This is a genomic window from Streptomyces caatingaensis (genome assembly GCF_001187435.1).
GTDB lineage: Bacteria > Actinomycetota > Actinomycetes > Streptomycetales > Streptomycetaceae > Streptomyces > Streptomyces caatingaensis.
In genome coordinates this window covers 22317-42974 of the sequence record NZ_LFXA01000015.1, presented here as the reverse complement: position 1 = coordinate 42974, position 20658 = coordinate 22317, and the positions used below count along the sequence as shown (strand labels likewise).

Sequence of the window (20658 nt, the reverse complement as noted above, 5' to 3'; positions counted from 1 at the left end):
TCGGCCCAACTCGGGCCGTCAGTCATGCTCTTGAGTTGGTGGCCGGTCAGCCGGCCATCCGGCGGCCCGCCTCGGCGAGCCGGTCCGCGATGGTGCCGTTGATGACCTCGTCGCCGATGCGCACCTGGATGCCGCCGATGACCTCGGGGTCGACGTCCAGGTTGAGGTGGACGCGCTTCCCGTAGATCCGGCCGAGGGCGTCGCCGAGGCGCTGCTTCTGCCGGTCGTTCAGCGGCACCGCGGAGGTGACCTCCGCGACCACGCGGCCACGGCGGTCCGCGGCCAGCTTGGAGAGGGCGGTGAGCCCCGCTTCCAGGCTACGGCCTCGCGGTGCGGTGACCAGCCGGACGATCAGCCGCTCGGTGACCGCGTCGGCGCGGCCGCCCAGCAGTGTGCGCAGCAGCCCGGCCTTGGCGGCCTTGTCGGCGACCTTGTCGGTCAGCGCGGCGCGCAGACCGGGGTTGGACTCGACGATGCGGCCGAAGCGGAACAGCTCGTCCTCGACGTCGTCCAGCCGGCCGGCGCCCTGGGCGGCGGCCAGCTCGGCGCCGGCGGCGAGCTCCTCCAGCGCGTCCACCAGGTCGCGCGAGGACGACCAGCGGGACCGGACCAGGCCGCTCACCAGGTCGGCCGCGTCGCCGCCGACCTGTCCGCGCAGCAGGCGGCCGGCCAGCTCGGACTTGGCGTCGGCGGGCTGCGCCGGGTCGGTGAGGACCCGGCGCAGGGACACCTCGCGGTCGAGCAGCGCGGTGACGGAGGCGAGGTCCTCGGCGAGCCGGGCGGCGTCGGCCGAGGCGCTGTCCAGCAGCGCTTCGAGGTTGTCGCGGGCCGAGGCCAGGGCCTCGCGGCTCGCTCCGTTCATCGGGTGACCTCAGCCTTCGTCGGGTCGGCCGGCTTGGCCTCGAGCGCGTCGAGGAACCGGTCGATGGTGCGTTCCTGCCGGACGGAGTCCTTCATGGACTCGCCGACGATCCGGTCGGCCAGGTCGATGGCCAGCTTGCCGACGTCCTGCCGGAGCGCGGCCGTGGCGGCCTGGCGGTCGGCCTCGACCTGGGCGCGGCCGGCAGCGATGATCTCCTCACGCTGCCGCTCGCCCTCGGCCCGCATCTCGACGACCATCGCGGCGCCCTGCTCCTGCGCCTCCTGGCGCAGGCGCGCGGCCTCGGTGCGTGCCTCGGCGAGCTGAGCCCGGTAGTCCTCGAGTACCTGCTTGGCCTCCTCCTCGGCGGCCTTCGCCTTCTCCAGGCCGCCCTCGATGGCCGCCCGGCGCTCGTCCAGGGTCTTGTTGATGCCCGGGAGGAGCTTCTTGCCGAGGACGACGAGGACGATGAGGAAGGCGACCAGGCCGATGACGAGCTCCGGCATCGGGGGAAGGAACACGGGCTCCTTCTCCGAGGCCAGGGATGCTGCCAGGGCGATCACATCAGTGCCTTTCGTCGCGTCAATGGTGGTCGTCTGCCGGATCAGCTGGCGTAGACGAAGCCCATGACGAGGCCGATGAGGGCGAGCGCCTCACAGAGGACGAAGCCCAGGATCTGGTTGGCGCGGATCAGGCCGGCCGCCTCGGGCTGGCGGGCCAGGGCCTGGGTGCCGTTGCCGAAGATGATGCCGACGCCGACACCGGGGCCGATGGCCGCGAGGCCGTAGCCGATGGAGGCGAGGTTGCCCTTGAGGGAAACGCCTTCGGCAAGGGTCTGGAGCGCAGCGGACATGCCGTTTCTTCCTTCTCTTTCACGGACCGGTGGGGGTTGGCCACCGGACGTCTGGGGGTCTGTGGGAGGGGCCGCTCAGTGGTGCTCGGCGAGAGCGCCCTGGATGTAGGAGCAGGCCAGGAGGACGAAGACGTACGCCTGAAGGGCCTGGATGAACATCTCGAAGACGGTCAGCAGGATGACCATCACGAAGGAGACGCCGGCGTAGGCGATGCCGATGCCGTTGAGCAGGTACCAGCTGGCGATGGTGAAGATCAGCAGCAGGACGTGGCCGGCGAACATGTTCGCGAAGAGCCGGACCGCGTGGGTGAAGGGCCGGATCAGCAGGTTGGAGAGCAGCTCCAGGACCATGACCAGCGGCAGGACCCAGCCCAGCTCCTTGTTGTAGCCGGAGATGTTCTTGATGCCGCCGATGAAGCCGTGGCGCTTGAACGTCAGCGGCACCCAGATCAGGTAGACGAGCAGGGCGAGGCCGGCCGGGTAGGCGATGATCGACGTCACCGGGAACTGGGCGACCGGGATGATCGACCACAGGTTCATGATCCAGATGAAGAAGAACATCGAGACCATGAGGGGGACGTACTTGTCGCCCTCCTTCTTGCCGAGGGCCTCGTAGACGACTCCCTTGCGGATGAAGTCGTAGCCGGCCTCACCGATCATCTGGAGCTTGCCCGGCACGACCTTGGCCCGGCCGAAGGCGGCCCAGAGGAAGACGAGCACGGTGACCGAGCTCAGCACGGCCAGCAGCATCGGCTTGTTGACCTCGACACCGCCGATGGTGAAGAGCGGTTCGAAGACGAAGGAGTGAAGGCCTGGTGTCGGGAAGCCGCACCCATCGAAGATGTGGCAATCGGTCTCGAAGGCGAGCATCTGGTCAGCACTCACCGCGAGCTCCTTCAGCGTGGCGCATAGGTACGGCAACCTCGTTGTGTCGGCGCGGCAAGCAGCCACGGAACGGCACTGGACTGGTCTTACGGTTAGGGGTGCGGCAGGTCGGCCGGCGGCCGGCGGCCACCGCAGGCGTCAGCCGGACGGACCGCCGATGTGCTCCCGCGCGGGGCGGGGCTCCGGCCGTCTGCGTCCGCTGCACCTCAGATGGCACCGGACGATAGCAGGTGAGCACACGAGCACTTATCCCGGCCCTACCTGTCATGACGGGGACTCCGCCGGCGCGGGCTTCTTCGCGTCGGCGGCGACCTCCGGATCGACGTAAAGGATCTTCATCTTCAGGTGCGCGCGCAGCTGGGCCGCGACCCAGACCAGGGTGGCGGCGAGCACCGAGAAGGCGAAGGACCGGACGTTGAAGAGCGTGGTGTCCTTCAACAGGCCGAGGAGTACGGCGATCACGAGGAACTGCACGGCGTAGAGCGCGAGTCCCATCATCTGGAACACCTGCGGCCACTGCCGCGCCGTGCGCTGGAGCATGTAGAGCCCGAGCGACATGTTGGCCAGGGCGAGCGCGGTGCCCGCGACGGCTCCGACGGCTCCCTTGCCCCCGCGAGCGCGAAGGCGACGGCAACGGCGACGACCCCCGCGGCAGCGGTCGGTACGGCGCACTGAAGTAGCGTTCGGGCGTCGTTGGCCTGCATGAAGGGTCTCTCCGGCGGAGTCGGAAGCAACGATTCGTCGGGGACGAGCGTATCCCGGGGTTCGGCGCGCAGGAGCGCGGCGAAGGGTCCGTTGGAGCTACCGCGCTACGGTCCTTCGGCTCTGCCTCCGGTTTCGTGAACGGTATCACAAACTATTTGATGAGGCCTTTACCTATATCGTGTGCTGCCTATCACACGCAAGAGTGAAGCCGCCCGTCAGGCCACTGACGGGCGGCTTCTCGTCTGCTAGCGCCGGCCGAGGTCGCGCACGGCGCGGAAGCGCGAGCGGTCGCCGATCGCCGTCGCCCCGTGCAGGCCGGCCGGGACGGGCTCGCGCGCGTCCCGCCCGGCGTCCTCGCGGTCCTCGGGCGCGGCGGGGACGGCCGCCGGCGGGGTGCCCCTGCGCCGGTACCTCGGCGGCACCAGGCGCTCGGCCCAGCGCGGAGCGCGCGGAGTGAACCGCGGCATCAGCAGCAGCACCAGCCCCACCGCGCTCAGCGCCACGATCACCAGCAGGATCCGGCCGCCGGCCTCGGAGTTCACCGAGTACGCCACCGTGCCGAAGGCGATCAGCGCCGACCAGAAGTACATGATCAGCACCGCCCGGCTGTGCGAATGGCCGATCTCCAGCAGCCGGTGGTGCAGATGACCGCGGTCCGCGGCGAACGGCGACTGGCCGTTCCACGTCCGGCGCACGACCGCCAGCAGCAGGTCCGCCACCGGCACCGCGATGATCGTCAGCGGCAGCAGCAGCGGGATGTAGACCGGCACCGTCGCCTGCACGGTCGCCTTCTCCGAGCCCGTGAACGAGCCGAGCAGGTCGGGGTCGACCTGGCCCGTGATCGAGATCGCGCCCGCCGCCAGCACCAGGCCGATGAGCATCGACCCCGAGTCGCCCATGAAGATCCGCGCGGGGTGCATGTTGTGCGGCAGGAAGCCCAGGCACATGCCGACGAGCACCGCCGCGAACAGCGTCGCCGGCGCCGCCGCCTCCACGTTGTGCCCGTACCAGAGCCGGTAGGCGTAGAGGAAGAACGCCGCCGCCGCCAGGCAGACCATGCCCGACGCGAGGCCGTCCAGACCGTCCACGAAGTTCACCGCGTTGATCGTGATGACCACCAGGGCGACCGTCAGCAGCGTGCCCTGCATGGGGGTCAGCGCCACCGTGCCGATGCCCGGCACCGGCAGCCACAGGATGGTCAGGCCCTGGAGCACCATCACACCGGCCGCGATCATCTGGCCGCCCAGCTTGACCAGGGCGTCCACGCCCCACTTGTCGTCCAGCACGCCCAGCAGCCAGATCAGCCCCGCCCCCGAGAGCAGCGCCCGGGGTTCGTTGGAGGTCTCGAAGACCGGCTTCAGGTTGGGCAGGTACGCCGCCACCAGCAGACCCGCGCACAGGCCGCCGAACATGGCGATCCCGCCGAGCCGCGGCGTCGGCTCGCGGTGCACGTCGCGCGCGCGGATCTCCGGCATCGCCCCGGCCATGATCGCGAACTTCCGCACCGGGCCCGTGAGCAGATAGGTGACCGCCACGGTGACGCAGAGCGTCAGCAGGTATTCACGCACGGGCTGCCCCAGGGATCTCGCCGGACCTCACAGCCCACCACCATATGCGCGCACGGTCTCGTTCCGTGAATGCCGATGAAGACGTTCACCACCCCCTGATGGTTGCCGACGATCAGTCCCGCGCAGGATAGGGCGGAAACGCCGCGGTCAGTTCGGCGACCTGCTCCCTGAGCCGGCCCGCCGGCTCCGCGCCCCGCAGCGCGGCCCCCATCAGGGCGGCCACCCGGGCCATCTCCGGCTCGCCCATGCCCTGGGTGGTCACCGCCGCGGTGCCCAGCCGCAGACCGCGCGCCGAGCCCCTGCCCAGGCCGCAGACGTCGAGCACGATACCGGCGGCGGCCAGCCGGCCGCGGGCCGCGGTGGCGTCCAGGCCCAGCGGGCCGGTGTCGGCGGCCACGAGGTGGGTGTCGGTGCCCCCGGTGGCGACGGCCAGGCCCTCGCCGGCCAGCCCGGCCGCCAGCGCCCGCGCGTTGGCCACCACCTGATGGGCGTACGCGGTGAACGCCGGCGTCGCCGCCTCCCCGAAGGCGACGGCCTTGGCCGCCACCGCGTGCATCAGGGCACCGCCCTGGACGAACGGGAACACCGCCCGGTCCACCCGGTCCGCCAGCCGCGCCCCGCACAGCAGCATCCCGCCGCGCGGCCCGCGCAGCACCTTGTGCGTGGTCGCGCACAGCACGTCCGCGTACGGCACCGGGGTGGGCGCCGCTCCCCCGGCGACCAGGCCGATGGGGTGCGCCGCGTCCACGACGAGGTACGCGTCGACCTCGTCGGCGATCTCGCGGAAGAGCGCGTAGTCGGGGTGGCGGGGGTACGACGTCGAGCCGCAGACGATCGCCCGCGGCCGGTGCGCCAGGGCCAGGGCGCGCAGCCGGTCGTAGTCGATGAGCCCGGTGTCCGGGTGGACGCCGTAGCCGGTGAAGTCGAACCAGCGGCCCGAGAAGTTGGCCGGGGAGCCGTGGGTGAGGTGCCCGCCCTCCCGCAGGCCCATGGCCAGCACCTTGTCGCCCGGCCGCAGCAGCGCCGCGTAGGCGGCGAGCACGGCGGCCGAGCCGGAGTGCGGCTGGACGTTGGCGTGCTCGGCGCCGAAGAGCGCCTTGGCCCGCTCCGTGGCGACCCGCTCGGCCAGGTCGGCCACCTCGCAGCCGCCGTGGTGGCGGGCGCCGGGATAGCCCTCGGCGTACTTGTCGGCCAGCGGCGAGGCGAGCGCCGCGAGAACGGCGGACGAGGTGAAGTTCTCGGCGGCGATCAGCTGGAGGCCGGTCGCCCGGCGGTCGGCCTCGGCGAGCAGGATGCCCGCCATCTCGGGATCCTGCCGCAGCAGTTCCTCGGCGCCCCGGCCCGGGCCGGGTGCGAGCCGCGGGGCGCTGACGGGTGCGGGGGTGACGGGCATCGCGGGCTCCGTGCGGTGGGCGGGTGAGCCGTGCTCACCACCCAATGTAGGCCCGCGCCCGAGGCTACGCAGGGTGCCGGTCGGCCGGGATGCCGGTGAGCGCGGTGAGGACCGGGTCGAGCGCCTGGTTGATCTCGTCCCCGATGGAGCGGAAGAAGGTGATCGGCGCGCCGTAGGGGTCGAGGACCTCGTCGGCCTCCGCGTCCGGCGCCAGCAGCCAGCCGCGCAGCGCGGCCGCGGCCTGGACCAGGGCCCGGGCCCGGGCGACCACCCCGCCGGGGCGGACCGGGTCGGGCAGCGTCACCGGGTCGATGGCCCGCACCAGCCGGGTGAACTCCTTGAGCGTGAAGGTGCGCAGGCCCGCCGAGTGGCCCATGGAGATGACCTGGGCGCGGTGGTCGCGGGTGGCCGTGAGGACCAGGTCGGCGCGGATGACGTGCTCGTCCAGCAGCTCCCGGCCCATGAAGCCGTGGGCGTCGGCGCCGAAGTCGGCGAGCACGGTGGCCGCGTGCGCCTCCATGGGCGCGCCCTCGTGGCCCCAGGTGCCCGCGCTCTCCACCACCAGGCCGCCGGCGCCCGGGTCGCCCAGGCGCTCCGTCAGGGCATGGCGGGTCAGCCGCTCGGTGATGGGCGAGCGGCAGACGTTGCCGGTGCTGACGTGGAGGATGCGGAAGATGTCGGTGCTCGTCTCCGGTCCCGCTATGCCACGCCCCTGCGGGGCGATCAATTCGCCACCTCGAGGTCGGGTACCACCTCGCGGAGCTGCTCGGCGCTGATCGCGCCGGCGCGCAGCAGCACGGGGACCTTGCCGGTGACGTCGACGATGGAGGACGGCACGTCGGCCGGGGTGGGGCCGCCGTCGAGGTAGACGGAGACGGAGTCGCCGAGCATCTCCTGGGCGGCGTCGCAGGTCTGCGGGGCCGGGTGGCCGGTGAGGTTGGCGCTGGAGACGGCCATGGGGCCGAACTCGGTGAGCAGCTCGATGGCGACCGGGTGCAGGGGCATGCGGATGGCGACGGTGCCGCGGGTCTCGCCCAGGTCCCAGGTCAGCGAGGGCTGGTGGTTGGCGACCAGGGTGAGCGCGCCGGGCCAGAAGGCGTCGACGAGCTCCCAGGCCTGCTCGGAGAAGTCGGTGACGAGCCCGTGCAGGGTGTTGGGGGAGCCGACGAGGACGGGCGAGGGCATGCCCCGGCCGCGGCCCTTGGCCGCCAGGAGGTCCCCGACGGCCTCGCGGCTGAAGGCGTCCGCACCGATGCCGTACACGGTGTCGGTGGGCAGCACGACCAGCTCGCCGCGGCGGACCGCGGCGGCCGCCTCGCGCAGACCGGTCCTGCGGTCGGTCGCGTCGCCGCAGTCGTATCGCCGAGCCATTAGCCAACCTCCTCGAACGGGATGTCTGTGTGAGCGGGGTGCGTCCCCCGGGAGGACGCGGTGGTCGCCGTCGTCACGGCATCGCCTTCCGGGCCGTCGCGAACCGGGGGCGGTTGTTGAGGTCGGGGTGGTCGGCCGCGTCGGCCCAGCCCCGCTCCTCGGTGAAGATCCACGGCACCTGGCCGCCCTGGGTGTCGGCGTGCTCGATGACGACGACGCCGCCGGGGCGCAGCAGCCGGTGGGCGGTGCGCTCCAGGCCGCGGATGGTGTCGAGGCCGTCCTCGCCGGAGAACAGGGCGAGCTGCGGGTCGTGGTCGCGGGCCTCGGGGGCGACGTACTCCCACTCGGTGAGCGGGATGTACGGCGGGTTGCTGACGACCAGGTCGACCTGGCCGTCGAGCTCGGGGAGCGCGGTGAGCGCGTCCCCGTGGTGCAGCTGGACGCGCGAGCCCTCGACGTTCTTGCGCGCCCAGGACAGGGCGGTCTCGTCCAGCTCGACGGCGTGCACCCGGGAGCGGGGCACCTCCTGGGCGAGGGCCAGGGCGATGGCCCCGGAGCCGGTGCACAGGTCGACGATGAGCGGCTCGACGACGTCCATGGCGCGCACGGCGTCTATGGCCCAGCCGACGACCGACTCGGTCTCGGGCCGGGGCACGAACACCCCGGGGCCGACCTGGAGTTCCAGGTAGCGGAAGAAGGCGCGGCCGGTGATGTGCTGGAGCGGTTCGCGGGCCTCGCGGCGCGCGACGGCCTCCCAGTAGCGCGCGTCGAAGTCGGCGTCGGCGACGAGGTGGAGTTCGCCGCGTTTGACGCCGTGGACGAAGGCGGCGAGCTCCTCCGCGTCGAAGCGCGGGGAGGGCACGCCGGCGTCGGCCAGCCGCTGGGTGGCCTGGGCCACCTCGGCGAGCAGCAGGTTCACTGGGCCTTCCTCCTGTAGCGCTCCATGCCGGTCTCCTGGGGTTCCGTACGCTCCGTGCGCGGGGTGCGCGGGTTACTGGGTGGCGGCGAGCTTGGCCGCCGAGTCGGCGTCGACGCACGCCTGGATGACCGCGTCGAGGTCCCCGTCGAGCACCTGGTCCAAGTTGTACGCCTTGAAACCGACGCGGTGGTCCGAGATGCGGTTTTCCGGGAAGTTGTAGGTCCGGATCTTCTCGGACCGGTCCACGGTGCGCACCTGGCTGCGGCGGGCGTCGGCGGCCTCGGCCTCGGCCTTCTCCTGGGCGGCGGCGAGCAGCCGGGAGCGGAGGATGCGCAGGGCCTGCTCCTTGTTCTGGAGCTGGCTCTTCTCGTTCTGGCAGGAGGCCACGACACCGGTCGGCAGGTGCGTGATGCGCACGGCCGAGTCGGTGGTGTTGACGGACTGGCCGCCGGGGCCGGACGAGCGGTAGACGTCGATGCGCAGGTCGTTGGGGTTGATCTCGATGTCGATCTCCTCGGCCTCGGGCGTGACGAGCACGCCGGCGGCGGAGGTGTGGATGCGGCCCTGGGATTCGGTGGCCGGCACGCGCTGGACGCGGTGCACGCCGCCCTCGTACTTCAGCCGGGCCCAGACGCCCTGGCCGGGCTCGGGGGTGACGTTGCCCTTGGTCTTGACCGCGACCTGGACGTCCTTGTAGCCGCCGAGCTCGGACTCGGTGGAGTCGATGATCTCGGTCTTCCAGCCGACGCGCTCGGCGTAGCGCAGGTACATCCGGAGCAGGTCGCCGGCGAAGAGGGCGGACTCGTCGCCGCCGGCGCCGGCCTTGATCTCCAGGATGACGTCCTTGTCGTCACTGGGGTCGCGGGGGACGAGCAGCAGGCGGAGCTTCTCGGTGAGCTCCTCGCGCTGCTTCTCCAGCTCCTTGACCTCGGCGGCGAAGTCGGGGTCGTCCGCGGCGAACTCGCGGGCGGTCTCGATGTCGTCGCCGGCCCGCTTCCAGGAGCGGTAGGTGCCGACGATCGGGGTCAGCTCGGCGTAGCGCTTGTTGAGCTTGCGGGCGTTCGCCTGGTCCGCGTGGACGGCGGGGTCGGCGAGCCGCTGCTCGAGGTCGGCGTGCTCGCCGACCAGTTCCTCGACTGCCTCGAACATCTTGATTCCCTGTGAGAAACGGACGGACCTGCTGGACGACAAAGCGCCGGTGCGGCCCTCCCCCGGCACGCGGGGAAGGGCCGACCGGCGCGAGCGGGCCGCTACTTCTTGGCGGACCCGGCGTTCTTGCCGAAGCGGGCCTCGAACCGCGCCACACGGCCACCGGTGTCGAGGATCTTCTGCTTGCCCGTGTAGAACGGGTGGCACGCGGAGCAGACCTCGGCACGGATGGTGCCGCCGGCGATGGTGCTCCGGGTGGTGAACGAGTTGCCGCAGGTGCAGCTGACCTGGGTCTCGACGTACTCCGGGTGGATGTCGCGCTTCAAGGGTTCTCCTAGTTTCGGGAGGGCACCGGGTCGAGGGGCGGGATTGCCCCCCCGTGAACCGGGGCCGACGTACCAGTCTGCCAGTCCTGGCCGTATCCCCCAAAACCGGGGGTGGGGGCCCGGTATTCCCGGGGCCCCGGGGGCCGCTACCTGACCACGCCGTCGGCGTCGGTCTTCGTCCCCTCGCCGTCCTTGAGGGCGGACTCGGGGATGGGCCGGTCGTCGTGGAGCGCCTTCCAGACCTGCTTGGCCTGGGGCAGGGGGGCGACGCGGTTCTTGTCGAGCAGGTCGGGGCCCACCGGGAGGGTGGTCATGTGCATGTCCCCCGAGCCGATCCCCTTGAGGCCGTTGGCGAAGGAGAGCAGCTTGTCGACCGAGGCCAGCTCGGAGTCGGTGGTCAGCGCCTTGGTGGCGGTGTCGGCGATCCCGTAGAGCTTGGCGGGGTTGGTGAACAGGCCGACGGACTTGACCTGGTCGATGAGCGCCTTGATGAACGCCTGCTGGAGCTTGATGCGGCCCAGGTCGCTGCCGTCGCCCACGCCGTGCCGGGTGCGCACCAGCCCCAGGGACTGCTCGCCGTCGAGCCGGTGGGTGCCCGCGGGCAGGTTCAGGTGGCTCCACTTGTCGCGGATGGGCCTGGTGGTGGTGACCTCGACGCCGCCGAGCTTGTCGATGAGCTTCTGGAAGCCGGCGAAGTCCACTTCGAGGTAGTGGTCCATGCGGATGCCGGTCATGGCCTCGACGGTCTTGACCGCGCAGACCGCGCCGCCCACCGAGTAGGCGTCGTTGAACTGGGCGCGCCGGACGGCCGGGCTGACCTTGCCGTCGCGGGTCCGGCACTCGGGGCGGGGAACCATGGTGTCGCGCGGGATGCTGACGACGCTGGCCTTCTTGTGGCCCGCGTAGACGTGGACGATCATCGCGGTGTCGGAGCGGGCGCTGCCCTCGTCGCGGCCGTACTGGCCGTTGGCGCCGGCCCGCGAGTCGGAGCCGAGGACGAGGATGTCCTGCGAGCCGTTGTCCACGTTGTCGGGGCGGTCGGTGCCGAGCGCGGAGTTGATGTCGACGCCGTGCAGGTTGCCGTTGAGCTTGAAGTAGGCGTAGCCGATGCCGGAGCCGCCCAGGACGACCAGCGCCGTGGTCGTCCAGAGGGCTATTCGCCAGCCCTTGCGGCGCTCGCGGGGCTTGCGCCGGCGGCCACGGGGCCCGCCGGGACGCCGGCGGCGCCCGCCGGCCCTCGTACCCCTGCTCTCGTCCGCCATACCTTCCTCAGTCCTCCGCTGGTTCGGCTTCCCCCCTGCCGTCGTGGAACTCAGACGGCGAGGTCTGCGACAGGGTTGCACGGGGCCGTGTGAGGGCTTTCTTAGGAACCGGCGGGAAACCGCCGCGCCCGGATCTCGGCCGCACCCCCCGCGACCTGCGTTTTCGCCCGTTTCGACGGACTTGCTGGGGCATGCGCCGGGCGGTGCCCCTGTGGCGGAAGTCTCAGAAGGTCACGGGGAGGACTCGACAAGATCACGACGGCGAAAAGGCGGAACCCCCTCCCGCGGTGCGGGAGGGGGTTCCGCCTTTTCGCGGACCGTCAGTCGTTGCCGTTGCCCGGCGCGGGCGCCGTCTTGGCGATCTGCATCAGGAACTCGGCGTTGGACTTCGTCTGCTTCATCTTGTCGAGGAGCAGCTCGATGGCCTGCTGGGAGTCCAGCGCGTGCAGCACGCGGCGGAGCTTCCAGACGATGGACAGCTCGTCGGCGCCGAGCAGGATCTCCTCCTTGCGGGTGCTGGACGGGTCGACGTCCACCGCGGGGAAGATGCGCTTGTCGGCGAGCTTCCGGTCGAGCTTGAGCTCCATGTTGCCGGTGCCCTTGAACTCCTCGAAGATCACCTCGTCCATCCGCGAGCCGGTCTCGACCAGCGCGGTGGCCAGGATGGTCAGCGAGCCGCCGTCCTCGATGTTGCGCGCGGCGCCGAAGAACTTCTTCGGCGGGTAGAGCGCGGTCGAGTCGACACCACCGGACAGGATGCGCCCGGACGCCGGGGCGGCCAGGTTGTACGCGCGGCCCAGGCGGGTGATGGAGTCGAGCAGGACGACCACGTCGTGACCCAGCTCGACGAGGCGCTTGGCGCGCTCGATGGCCAGCTCGGCGACGGTGGTGTGGTCCTCGGCCGGGCGGTCGAAGGTCGAGGAGATGACCTCGCCCTTGACCGACCGCTGCATGTCGGTGACCTCTTCCGGACGCTCGTCGACCAGGACGACCATCAGGTGGCACTCGGGGTTGTTGGTGGTGATCGCGTTGGCGATCGCCTGCATGATCATGGTCTTGCCGGTCTTCGGCGGGGCCACGATCAGACCGCGCTGGCCCTTGCCGATGGGCGCGACGAGGTCGATGATCCGGGTCGTCAGCACGCCCGGGTCGGTCTCCAACCGCAGCCTGTCCTGCGGGTAGAGCGGGGTCAGCTTGTGGAACTCGGGCCGCCCGCGGCCGGTTTCGGGCGCCATGCCGTTCACCGAGTCGAGGCGCACGAGGGCGTTGAACTTCTCGCGGCGCTCGCCGTCCTTGGGCTGGCGCACCGCGCCGGTGACGTGGTCGCCCTTGCGCAGGCCGTTCTTGCGGACCTGGGCGAGGGAGACGTAGACGTCGTTGGGACCGGGCAGGTAGCCGGAGGTCCGGATGAAGGCGTAGTTGTCGAGGATGTCGAGGATGCCCGCGACGGGGATCAGGACGTCGTCCTCGGACAGCTGCGGCTCGCCCGCGAAGTCGTCGCGGCCGCGGCGGCCCCGGCGGTCGCGGTAGCGGCCGCGGCGGCCCCGGCGTCCGCCCTCGAACTCGTCCTCGTCCTGCGGGCCCTGCTCGGCGCGGCCGGCGCGCTCGCGCTGCTGGCGGCCGCCGGCCTGCTGGCCCGCGCCCTCCTCGCCGCGGCCGCGGCGGTCGCGCTGACCGCGCTCGCGGCGGTCGCCCTTCTGGCCGCGCTCGCCGCGGTCCTGGCGGTCGCCCTTGCGGCCGCCGTCGGCCTCCGCCTCGGGCTTGTCCGAGGTGAGCACCTCGGTACGGGCCTCCCCGCGGGTCTCGGTACGGGCCTCGGCGCGCGCCTCGGTGCCCTCCGGGCTGCCCGCGGGCGCGGTGGCCCGGCGGCGGCGGCGCTCGCCGGCCGGCGCCTCGTCGCCGCCGCCCTGGCCCGGGATCTCGATCTGCTGCTGGGCCGCGGCCTGCTCGGCGGGGGCTTTCCCGTCCGCGCCCTCGCCGGTGCGCGCCCGCGAGGTCGCGCGGCGCTTCGGCTTCTCCGCCGGGGCTTCCGCGGGCTGCTCGGCCGCGGGCTTGGCGGCGCCGCCGGAGGCGGCCTGCCTCTCCTTGATGACCTCGATCAGCTGGCCTTTGCGCATCCGCGCGGTGCCCTTGATGCCAAGGCTGGAGGCGAGCTGCTGGAGCTCGGCCAGCACCATGGCGTCGAGGCCCGTGCCCGAGCGGCGCCGCCGCGGGGCGGCGGCAGCACCGGTGGCAGGCGCGGCGGGAGCGTCCGTGGCGGGCGCGGAGGCACTCTTGTCAGTGCCGGCGGCGTTCACGCCCATCAGATCGGTGGTGTCGCTCACGAAGGGGTCCTTCCCTGGAGCGGGCGTCGGCCTGTCTGGCTCGGCGACCGGTTGTGCTGTCCGGCTGCGGTCTGCTTGCGGACCGGGCCGGGGCGGTGGTCCGCCGCGGTACGGCGGAGGAATCAGTGCATTGATGCCGACGTGAAGGAATCAGTGAAGAACAAGACGCATCGCTTCACTCATGTCGCCCACGCCGATTCCGGAGCGTGCTCGAATCTGCTCAGGCAGTCTGGGAGGCTCCCGGAAGAAAAGCGGTCCCTGATCGGGACACAGAGCACCGAGCCGATGTGGCTTCGGGTGCAGACTTGAGGTTAACACTACCGGATCCCACAAACATTCCCCCTCTCAAAGACCGGCAACCGTGTTTCCGCGGCGCCTTCTCCGGCGACCGGCCCGCCCGGGCCGCCGCCGCCCCTGACTCACGCGGCGAGCGGCAGCACGCTCGTCCCCCCGGCGTCGAGGGCCAGCCGGTTGGCCGCCCATCCCTCGCCCGCCAGCCGCGCGACCTTGTCGGCCGCGCCGTCCTCGACCAGCGCGAGCACCGTGGGGCCCGCGCCGGAGACGACCGCGGGCACACCGTCCGCCCGCAGCCGGTTGACCAGGGCCACGCTCTCCGGCATCGCCGGGGCGCGGTACTCCTGGTGGAGCCGGTCCTCGGTGGCCGGCAGCAGCAGCTCCGGACGCCGGGTCAGCGCCTCGACCAGCAGCGCGGCCCGGCCCGCGTTGGCCGCGGCGTCCACGTGGGGGACCTGCCGCGGCAGCAGCCCCCGCGCGGTCTCGGTGGCGACCGGGCGGCCGGGGACGAAGACCACCGGAACGATGGAACCGGCCGGGTCCATCCGAATGGCCCGGGCCGCGCCCCCGTCCGTCCAGGCCAGGGTGAAACCGCCGAGCAGACACGCGGCGACGTTGTCGGGGTGGCCCTCGATCTCGGTGGCCAGCTCCAGCATCGCCCGCTCGTCGAGCCGCTCGGCCCCGCCTATCGTCACCGCCCGGGCGGCCACGATCCCCGCGCAGATCGCGGCGGCCGACGAGCCCAGGCCCCGGCCGTGCGGAATGCGGTTGGCGCAGACCACCTCGAGGCCGCGCGGCTGGCCGCCCAGCAGGTCGAACGTGGTGCGCAGGGACCGTACGAGCAGGTGGCTCTCGTCGCGCGGGAGGGAATCGGCGCCCTCGCCGGCGATGTCGATGTGCAGCCCGGATTCGGCCACCCGGACGACGACGTCGTCGTAAAGGCCCAGGGACAGACCGAGGGCGTCGAAGCCGGGACCGAGGTTCGCGCTGGTGGCAGGGGTGCGCACTCGGACGGCGGCGGCGCGGAAGGCGGGACCGGCCATCGCTCGATGACTCTCCTTGATGTGGCCTTGGTAGGGCGTGCGACATCCGCAAGGGGCCGCGACGGCGACACCGCATGGAGGGCGGCTCGGTTCTGCGACGGGGCGGAGTGAGGACAGCCTATCGAAGGAAGGTTCTGTGGCGACATAGGGCGCACAGGAGGCGCGCGATGCGTGTCGCCTGCGGCGCGCCGGATTTGGGACGGTCTTTCCCTGATCATGCCCCTTCCTGTGCGCCGGGGCGGAAGCGCCGGACCTGCCCGGGCCGCACACCGGGACGGCCCCCGCGAGGGGGGCGCGCCCCCGGCGCACGGCGCGGGCGGGGCCGCCGCCGCGCGACGGCCGGCGCGCCCGGCCGCCGACGGGCGGCGGGCTACGCCAGGCCCAGCCGCTCCGCGGCCGTCGCGGCGTCCACCGGGACGGTGACGGGCTGCGGGGCTCCGGCCACGGCCCAGTCGGGGTCCTTGAGCCCGTTGCCGGTGACCGTGCAGACGATGCGCTGGCCCGGGTCCACCAGGCCCTGCTCGGCCGCCTTGAGCAGGCCGGCGACGCTCGCCGCCGAGGCGGGCTCGACGAAGACGCCCTCCTGCGCGGCCAACAGCCGGTAGGCGGCGAGGATCTGACGGTCCGTCACCTCGTCGATGCGGCCGCCCGACTCGTCGCGCGCCTGCTCGGCCGGCTGCCACGAGGCGGGATTGCCGATGCGAATGGCCGTGGCGATGGTGTGCGGGTCCTTCACCGGCGCGCCGCGCACGATCGGCGCCGAGCCGGACGCCTGGTAACCCCACATGCGGGGGGTGCGGGTGGCGAGGGCCCCCCACGGGGAGGAGGCGTCGGCGTACTCCCGGTACCCCTTCCAGTAGGCCGTGATGTTGCCCGCGTTGCCGACCGGCAGCACATGGATGTCGGGGGCGTCGCCGAGCGCGTCCACGATCTCGAACGCGGCCGTCTTCTGGCCCTCGATACGCACCGGATTGACCGAATTGACCAGCGCCACCGGGTAGTTGTCGGCCAGCCCGCGCGCCAGGTCGAGACAGTCGTCGAAGTTGCCCGCGACCTGGAGGATGCGCGCCCCGTGCACCAGCGCCTGCCCCATCTTGCCGAGCGCGATCTTGCCCTCGGGGACGAGGACGGCGCAGACCATGCCCGCGCGCACCGCGTAGGCGGCCGCGGAGGCCGACGTGTTGCCCGTGGAGGCGCAGATGACGGCCTTCGCGCCCTCCTCCTTGGCGCGCGAGATGGCCATCGTCATGCCGCGGTCCTTGAAGGAACCCGTGGGGTTGGCGCCCTCCACCTTCAGGTGGACCTCACAGCCGGTGCGCTCGGAGAGCACCTGCGCCGGCACCAGCGGCGTGCCGCCCTCGCGCAGCGTCACGACCGGCGTGGCCTCCGAGACCGGCAGCCGGTCGCGGTACTCCTCGATGACGCCCCGCCACTGACGGGTGGGCTTGTTCGCACTCATGGTGGTTCCTCTTGCTTCCCTACTCGCCCTCAACGCGCATGATGCTCGCGACCCCGCGCACCGTCTCCAGCCGGCGCAGCGCCTCGACCGTGGCCGACAGCGCGGCGTCGGCGGCCCGGTGGGTGACGACGACCAGCGCCGCCTCGCCGTCCTTGCCCTGCTGGCGGACGGTGTCGATGGAGACGCCGTGCTCGGCGAAGACCATGGCGACCTGCGCCAGGACGCCCGGCCGGTCGGCGACGTCGAGGCTGATGTGGTAGCGCGTGACGACCTCGCCCATCGGGCTCACCGGCAGCGCCGCGTACGCCGACTCCCCCGGGCCGGTGGTCCCGGCCAGCTTGTTGCGGCAGACGGCGACCAGGTCGCCGAGGACGGCGGAGGCGGTCGGCGCGCCGCCGGCGCCCGGGCCGTAGAACATCAGCTGCCCGGCCGCCTCGGCCTCGACGAACACCGCGTTGTACGCCTCGCGCACCGAGGCGAGCGGGTGGGTCAGCGGGATCATCGCCGGGTGCACCCGGGCCGTGACGGAGCGGCCGTCGGCGGCCCGCTCGCAGATCGCCAGCAGCTTGATGGTGCAGCCCATCTGCTTCGCGGAGGCGAAGTCCGCGGCCGTGACCTCCGTCATGCCCTCGCGATGGACGTCGTCCAGCCGGACCCGGGTGTGGAAGGCGATGCCCGCCAGGATCGCGGCCTTGGCGGCGGCGTCGAAGCCCTCGACGTCGGCGGTCGGGTCGGCCTCGGCGTAGCCCAGCGCGGTGGCCTCGTCCAGCGCCTCGGAGTAGCCGGCGCCGCTGGTGTCCATCTTGTCGAGGATGAAGTTGGTGGTGCCGTTGACGATGCCCAGCACCCGGTTGACCTTGTCGCCGGCCAGCGACTCGCGCAGCGGCCGGACGAGCGGGATGGCGCCCGCGACGGCGGCCTCGTAGTAGAGGTCCACGCCGTGCTGCTCGGCGGCGGCGTGCAGCGCGGCGCCGTCCTCGGCGAGCAGCGCCTTGTTGGCGGAGACGACGCTCGCGCCGTGCTCGAAGGCCGTGGTGATCAGTGTGCGGGCCGGCTCCAGACCGCCGATGACCTCGACGACGACGTCGATGTCCCCCCGTTTGACCAGGGCGGTCGCATCGGTGGTGAGCAGCTCCTCGGGGACCCCGGCGCGCACCCGGCCGGGCCGGCGGACGGCGATCCCGGCCAGCTCGACGGGGGCGCCGATCCGGGCCGTGAGGTCGTCCGCGTGCGTCGTCATGATGCGCGTCACCTCGGAGCCGACTACTCCACAGCCCAGCAGCGCCACTTTCAGCGGACGCGTACGCATCATGCGACCTCGTTTCTCATACATCTTGGGTGGTACACAGTCTCACTCACCGGACGGGCCGTTCCCCAGCCCGTCCAGCATCCGAGACCACGCCGTTCGGGGACAGGATCAGCCGACGTCGAGCCGGAGCAGATCCTCTTCCGTCTCGCGCCGGACGATCGCGCGGGCCGTGCCGTCCCCGACCGCCACGACGGGCGGGCGCAGCGCGTGGTTGTAGTTGCTCGCCATGGACCGGCAGTAGGCGCCGGTCGCGGGGACCGCGATCAGGTCGCCGGGGGCGAGGTCCGCGGGGAGGAAGGCGTCGCGCACGACGATGTCGCCGGACTCGCAGTGCTTGCCGACGACGCGGGAGAGCATGGGCGGTGCGGTCGAGGTGCGGGAGACCAGCGCCACCGAGTACTCCGCGTCGTAGAGCGCCGTACGGATGTTGTCGGACATGCCGCCGTCGACGCTGACGTAGGTGCGCAGTCCGGGCAGCTCCTTGACCGTCCCCACCTCGTAGAGCGTGAAGGCGGTCGGGCCCACGATCGCGCGCCCGGGCTCGACGGACAGCCGCGGCACCGCGAGCCCGGCGGCGGCGCACTCGCGCTCGACGATGGCGCGCAGCGCGCCGGCGATCTCGTGGGGCTCGCGCGGGTCGTCGTCGGAGGTGTAGGCGATGCCCAGGCCGCCGCCGAGGTCGATCTCGGGCAGTTCGACGCCGTGTTCGTCGCGGACCTCGGCGAGCAGGCCGACGACGCGGCGGGCCGCGACCTCGAAGCCGGAGGTGTCGAAGATCTGCGAGCCGATGTGCGAGTGGACGCCGACGAGCTCCAGCCCGTCGAGCTTGAGGGCGCGCCGCACGGCCTCGGCCGCCTGTCCCCCGGCCAGCGGGAGGCCGAACTTCTGGTCCTCGTGCGCGGTGGCGATGAACTCGTGGGTGTGCGCCTCGACGCCGACGGTGACGCGGATCTGCACCCGCTGGCGCGTCCCGGCCGCCTGGGCGACGTGGGCGACGCGCACGAGCTCCTGGAAGGAGTCGACGACGATCCGCCCGACGCCGGCCTCGACGGCGCGGGTGATCTCGTCGAGGGACTTGTTGTTGCCGTGCAGGGCGATGCGCTCGGCGGGCATGCCGGCGGCGAGCGCGGTGGAGAGCTCGCCGCCGGAGCAGACGTCGAGGTTGAGCCCCTCCTCGTGCAGCCAGCGCACGACGGCGCGGGAGAGGAACGCCTTGCCGGCGTAGAAGACGTCCGCGTCGGGGCCGAACGCCTCGCGCCAGGCGCGGCAGCGGGCCCGGAAGTCCTCCTCGTCGAGGAAGTAGGCGGGCGTCCCGAACTCCTCCGCCAGGTGCTTGACGTCCAGCCCGCCGACGGTGACGGTGCCGGCGGCGTCGCGGGCGACGGTGCGGGACCAGACGCGCGGGTCGAGGGCGTTGAGGTCGGCGGGCGGCGCCGGGTGGTGCCCCTCGGGCAGGACGTCGGCGTAGCGGGGCCCGGCGGGGTGGGCGGAACGGCTCATGGTGGCGATCCCCTCGTGAGGCGCTCAGAGGTGTGCGGGTGCGGTGATGCCGAGCTGGTGCAGGCCGTCGGCGAGCACCGTTCCCGTGGCTTCGGCGAGGGCCAGCCGGGCACGGTGGACGACCGAGGGTTTCTCGTCGCCGCGCGGCAGCGGCGTGCAGGACGTCTGCCAGCGCAGGAAGGCGTCGGCCAGCCGCTCCAGGGCGCGGGCGAGCCGCTCCGGGTCGCGGGCGGCGACGACGCGGGGGTGGTCGGCGAGGACGGTCAGCAGCGGGCCGTCGGGCTCGCCGTAGACCTCCGCGGCCTCCGGCCCGAAGCCGAGGTCACGGGCGTTGCGCAGCAGCGCGCGGCAGCGGGCGTGCGCGTACCGCACCCGGAAGAGGGGGTTGCTCTCGCGCTGGACGAGCAGCAGGTCGCGGTCGAGGCCCGGGGGGCAGAGCAGACTCCAGCGGGCGGCGTCGGAGCCGAGCCGTCGCACGAGGGCGTCGGGGGCGCGCAGCGGAAGCGGTTCGCTCTCCCCCGGGCGCGCGAGCGCCTCGCGCACGATGCGTGCGCCGTGCGGGCCGTCCAGGGTGATGTTGAGGAAGCCGGGCCCGGCGATCTCGACGCGGGCGATGCCCGGCTCCTCCGCGAGCCGGCGCCCGATGGTCTCGGCCACCTCCCGGGCGGGCCGTCCGCTGTCCTTGGCCAGGCGCAGCGCGACGTTGGTGGCGTAGTCGCCGCAGCCGGGCCGGGGCGGCACCCGCACGCCGGCCGTCGCCGGCACCACGGCGGGCAGTTCGTCGGCCTCGACGGCGCGACGCACGGCGTCCAGCACGGTGCGGGAGAGATCGGCGGGGGTCACGGCCCCCAGCCTAGGGGAGGCGGCGGGGCACTCCGCCAACCGGTTTCCGTCGGCGTGCTATCCGGCGGGGCGTACGACCGGCTCCGCGTCCCCCGGGGCGGCTCCTTCGGCCGGCACGGCGTCCCCCGCTCCCCCGCGGCCGCGGCGCAGTCTGCGCACCATCCGCACCAGATCCGCCGGCTCGAAGGGCTTCGCCAGGAACGCGTCCACCCCCGCCGACCGCCCGCTCTCCACCTCCAGTTGGGTGCAGGCGCTGATGATGGCGACGGGTATGTGCCGCGTCCGGGCGTCGGCCCGCAGGCGCGCGGCGGTCCGCAGTCCGTCGAGCCGGGGCATGACGAAGTCGAGCGTGACGACGTCCGGGAGCACGGCGTGCACGATCTCCAGGCACTCGGCACCGTCGGCCGCGGTCACGACCTCGAAGCCCTCGAGCTCGAGATTGACCCTGATCAACTGCCGGATGACCTTGTTGTCGTCGACAACGAGGACCCGGCCGGACAAGCCAGGCACACCCCGAGAGTAGGCGCGCGACCGGCGCCGCGTCCGGCTTTTCCGCACTTCCGCCCCCTGCGGGCGAGCCCCCCGCTCCCCGCCCG

Annotated in this window: 19 protein-coding genes and 1 pseudogene; all 20 read right to left on the bottom strand. The window is 72.6% G+C overall.

The window, feature by feature from the left end; genetic code table 11:
- Positions 1-46 precede the first annotated feature (46 nt).
- The 20 genes and pseudogenes from AC230_RS22255 to AC230_RS22160 all read right to left on the bottom strand — a co-directional run bounded on the left by AC230_RS22255 (position 47) and on the right by AC230_RS22160 (position 20620).
- Positions 47-862 carry a F0F1 ATP synthase subunit delta gene (locus AC230_RS22255; protein ID WP_049718118.1) on the bottom strand — a complete coding sequence of 272 codons (816 nt, stop codon included), beginning with the start codon at positions 860-862 and terminating at the stop codon, positions 47-49.
- Positions 859-1419: a F0F1 ATP synthase subunit B gene (locus AC230_RS22250; protein ID WP_422125619.1), complete on the bottom strand. Its 561-nt coding sequence runs from the start codon at positions 1417-1419 to the stop codon at positions 859-861. Before AC230_RS22250 ends, AC230_RS22255 begins: the two co-directional genes overlap by 4 nt.
- Positions 1420-1463: 44 nt before the next feature.
- Complete coding sequence (locus tag AC230_RS22245) at positions 1464-1712, bottom strand: ATP synthase subunit c family protein (protein ID WP_049718117.1); 249 nt, start codon at positions 1710-1712, stop codon at positions 1464-1466.
- 75 nt (positions 1713-1787) lie between these two features.
- Positions 1788-2582, bottom strand: a complete 795-nt coding sequence (gene atpB / locus AC230_RS22240; protein WP_049718116.1) for a F0F1 ATP synthase subunit A — start codon at positions 2580-2582, stop codon at positions 1788-1790.
- Positions 2583-2861: 279 nt separating this feature from the next.
- Positions 2862-3301: pseudogene (locus AC230_RS22235) on the bottom strand (hypothetical protein).
- A gap of 246 nt (positions 3302-3547) precedes the next feature.
- Complete coding sequence (locus AC230_RS22230; protein WP_241833338.1) at positions 3548-4870, bottom strand: MraY family glycosyltransferase; 1323 nt, start codon at positions 4868-4870, stop codon at positions 3548-3550.
- 112 nt (positions 4871-4982) lie between these two features.
- Positions 4983-6263 (bottom strand): serine hydroxymethyltransferase, encoded by a 1281-nt coding sequence (locus tag AC230_RS22225; RefSeq protein ID WP_049718114.1) that lies wholly within the window; start codon positions 6261-6263, stop codon positions 4983-4985.
- A gap of 64 nt (positions 6264-6327) precedes the next feature.
- Entirely contained in the window at positions 6328-6990 is a 663-nt protein-coding gene (locus AC230_RS22220; RefSeq protein WP_049718113.1) for an arsenate reductase/protein-tyrosine-phosphatase family protein, read from the bottom strand.
- Positions 6987-7634: an L-threonylcarbamoyladenylate synthase gene (locus AC230_RS22215; RefSeq protein WP_049718112.1), complete on the bottom strand. Its 648-nt coding sequence runs from the start codon at positions 7632-7634 to the stop codon at positions 6987-6989. Before AC230_RS22215 ends, AC230_RS22220 begins: the two co-directional genes overlap by 4 nt.
- Before the next feature lie 73 nt (positions 7635-7707).
- Positions 7708-8553 (bottom strand): peptide chain release factor N(5)-glutamine methyltransferase, encoded by an 846-nt coding sequence (gene prmC / locus AC230_RS22210; RefSeq protein WP_049718111.1) that lies wholly within the window; start codon positions 8551-8553, stop codon positions 7708-7710.
- 72 nt (positions 8554-8625) lie between these two features.
- Positions 8626-9702 (bottom strand): peptide chain release factor 1, encoded by a 1077-nt coding sequence (prfA, locus tag AC230_RS22205; protein WP_049718110.1) that lies wholly within the window; start codon positions 9700-9702, stop codon positions 8626-8628.
- Between the two features lie 101 nt (positions 9703-9803).
- A complete protein-coding gene (rpmE, locus tag AC230_RS22200) occupies positions 9804-10028 on the bottom strand; it encodes a 50S ribosomal protein L31 (RefSeq protein ID WP_049718109.1) in 225 nt (74 codons plus the stop codon).
- A 146-nt stretch (positions 10029-10174) separates the two neighbouring features.
- Entirely contained in the window at positions 10175-11290 is a 1116-nt protein-coding gene (locus tag AC230_RS22195) for an LCP family protein (RefSeq protein WP_049718108.1), read from the bottom strand.
- A gap of 320 nt (positions 11291-11610) precedes the next feature.
- Positions 11611-13614 carry a transcription termination factor Rho gene (gene rho / locus AC230_RS22190; protein WP_049718107.1) on the bottom strand — a complete coding sequence of 668 codons (2004 nt, stop codon included), beginning with the start codon at positions 13612-13614 and terminating at the stop codon, positions 11611-11613.
- 419 nt (positions 13615-14033) lie between these two features.
- On the bottom strand, positions 14034-14951 hold the full coding sequence (gene thrB / locus AC230_RS22185; protein WP_049718106.1) for a homoserine kinase: 918 nt from the start codon (positions 14949-14951) through the stop codon (positions 14034-14036).
- Positions 14952-15321: 370 nt separating this feature from the next.
- Positions 15322-16410, bottom strand: a complete 1089-nt coding sequence (gene thrC / locus AC230_RS22180) for a threonine synthase (RefSeq protein WP_049718105.1) — start codon at positions 16408-16410, stop codon at positions 15322-15324.
- Positions 16411-16429: 19 nt separating this feature from the next.
- Positions 16430-17722: a homoserine dehydrogenase gene (locus tag AC230_RS22175; RefSeq protein ID WP_049718104.1), complete on the bottom strand. Its 1293-nt coding sequence runs from the start codon at positions 17720-17722 to the stop codon at positions 16430-16432.
- A 105-nt stretch (positions 17723-17827) separates the two neighbouring features.
- A complete protein-coding gene (gene lysA / locus AC230_RS22170) occupies positions 17828-19219 on the bottom strand; it encodes a diaminopimelate decarboxylase (protein WP_049718103.1) in 1392 nt (463 codons plus the stop codon).
- A 24-nt stretch (positions 19220-19243) separates the two neighbouring features.
- A complete protein-coding gene (gene nrtL, locus AC230_RS22165; RefSeq protein WP_078871493.1) occupies positions 19244-20062 on the bottom strand; it encodes an ArgS-related anticodon-binding protein NrtL in 819 nt (272 codons plus the stop codon).
- Between the two features lie 57 nt (positions 20063-20119).
- The gene (locus AC230_RS22160) at positions 20120-20620 is read right to left on the bottom strand and encodes a response regulator (RefSeq protein WP_078871492.1); all 501 of its coding nucleotides are present in this window, start codon (positions 20618-20620) and stop codon (positions 20120-20122) included.
- Positions 20621-20658: the final 38 nt, after the last annotated feature.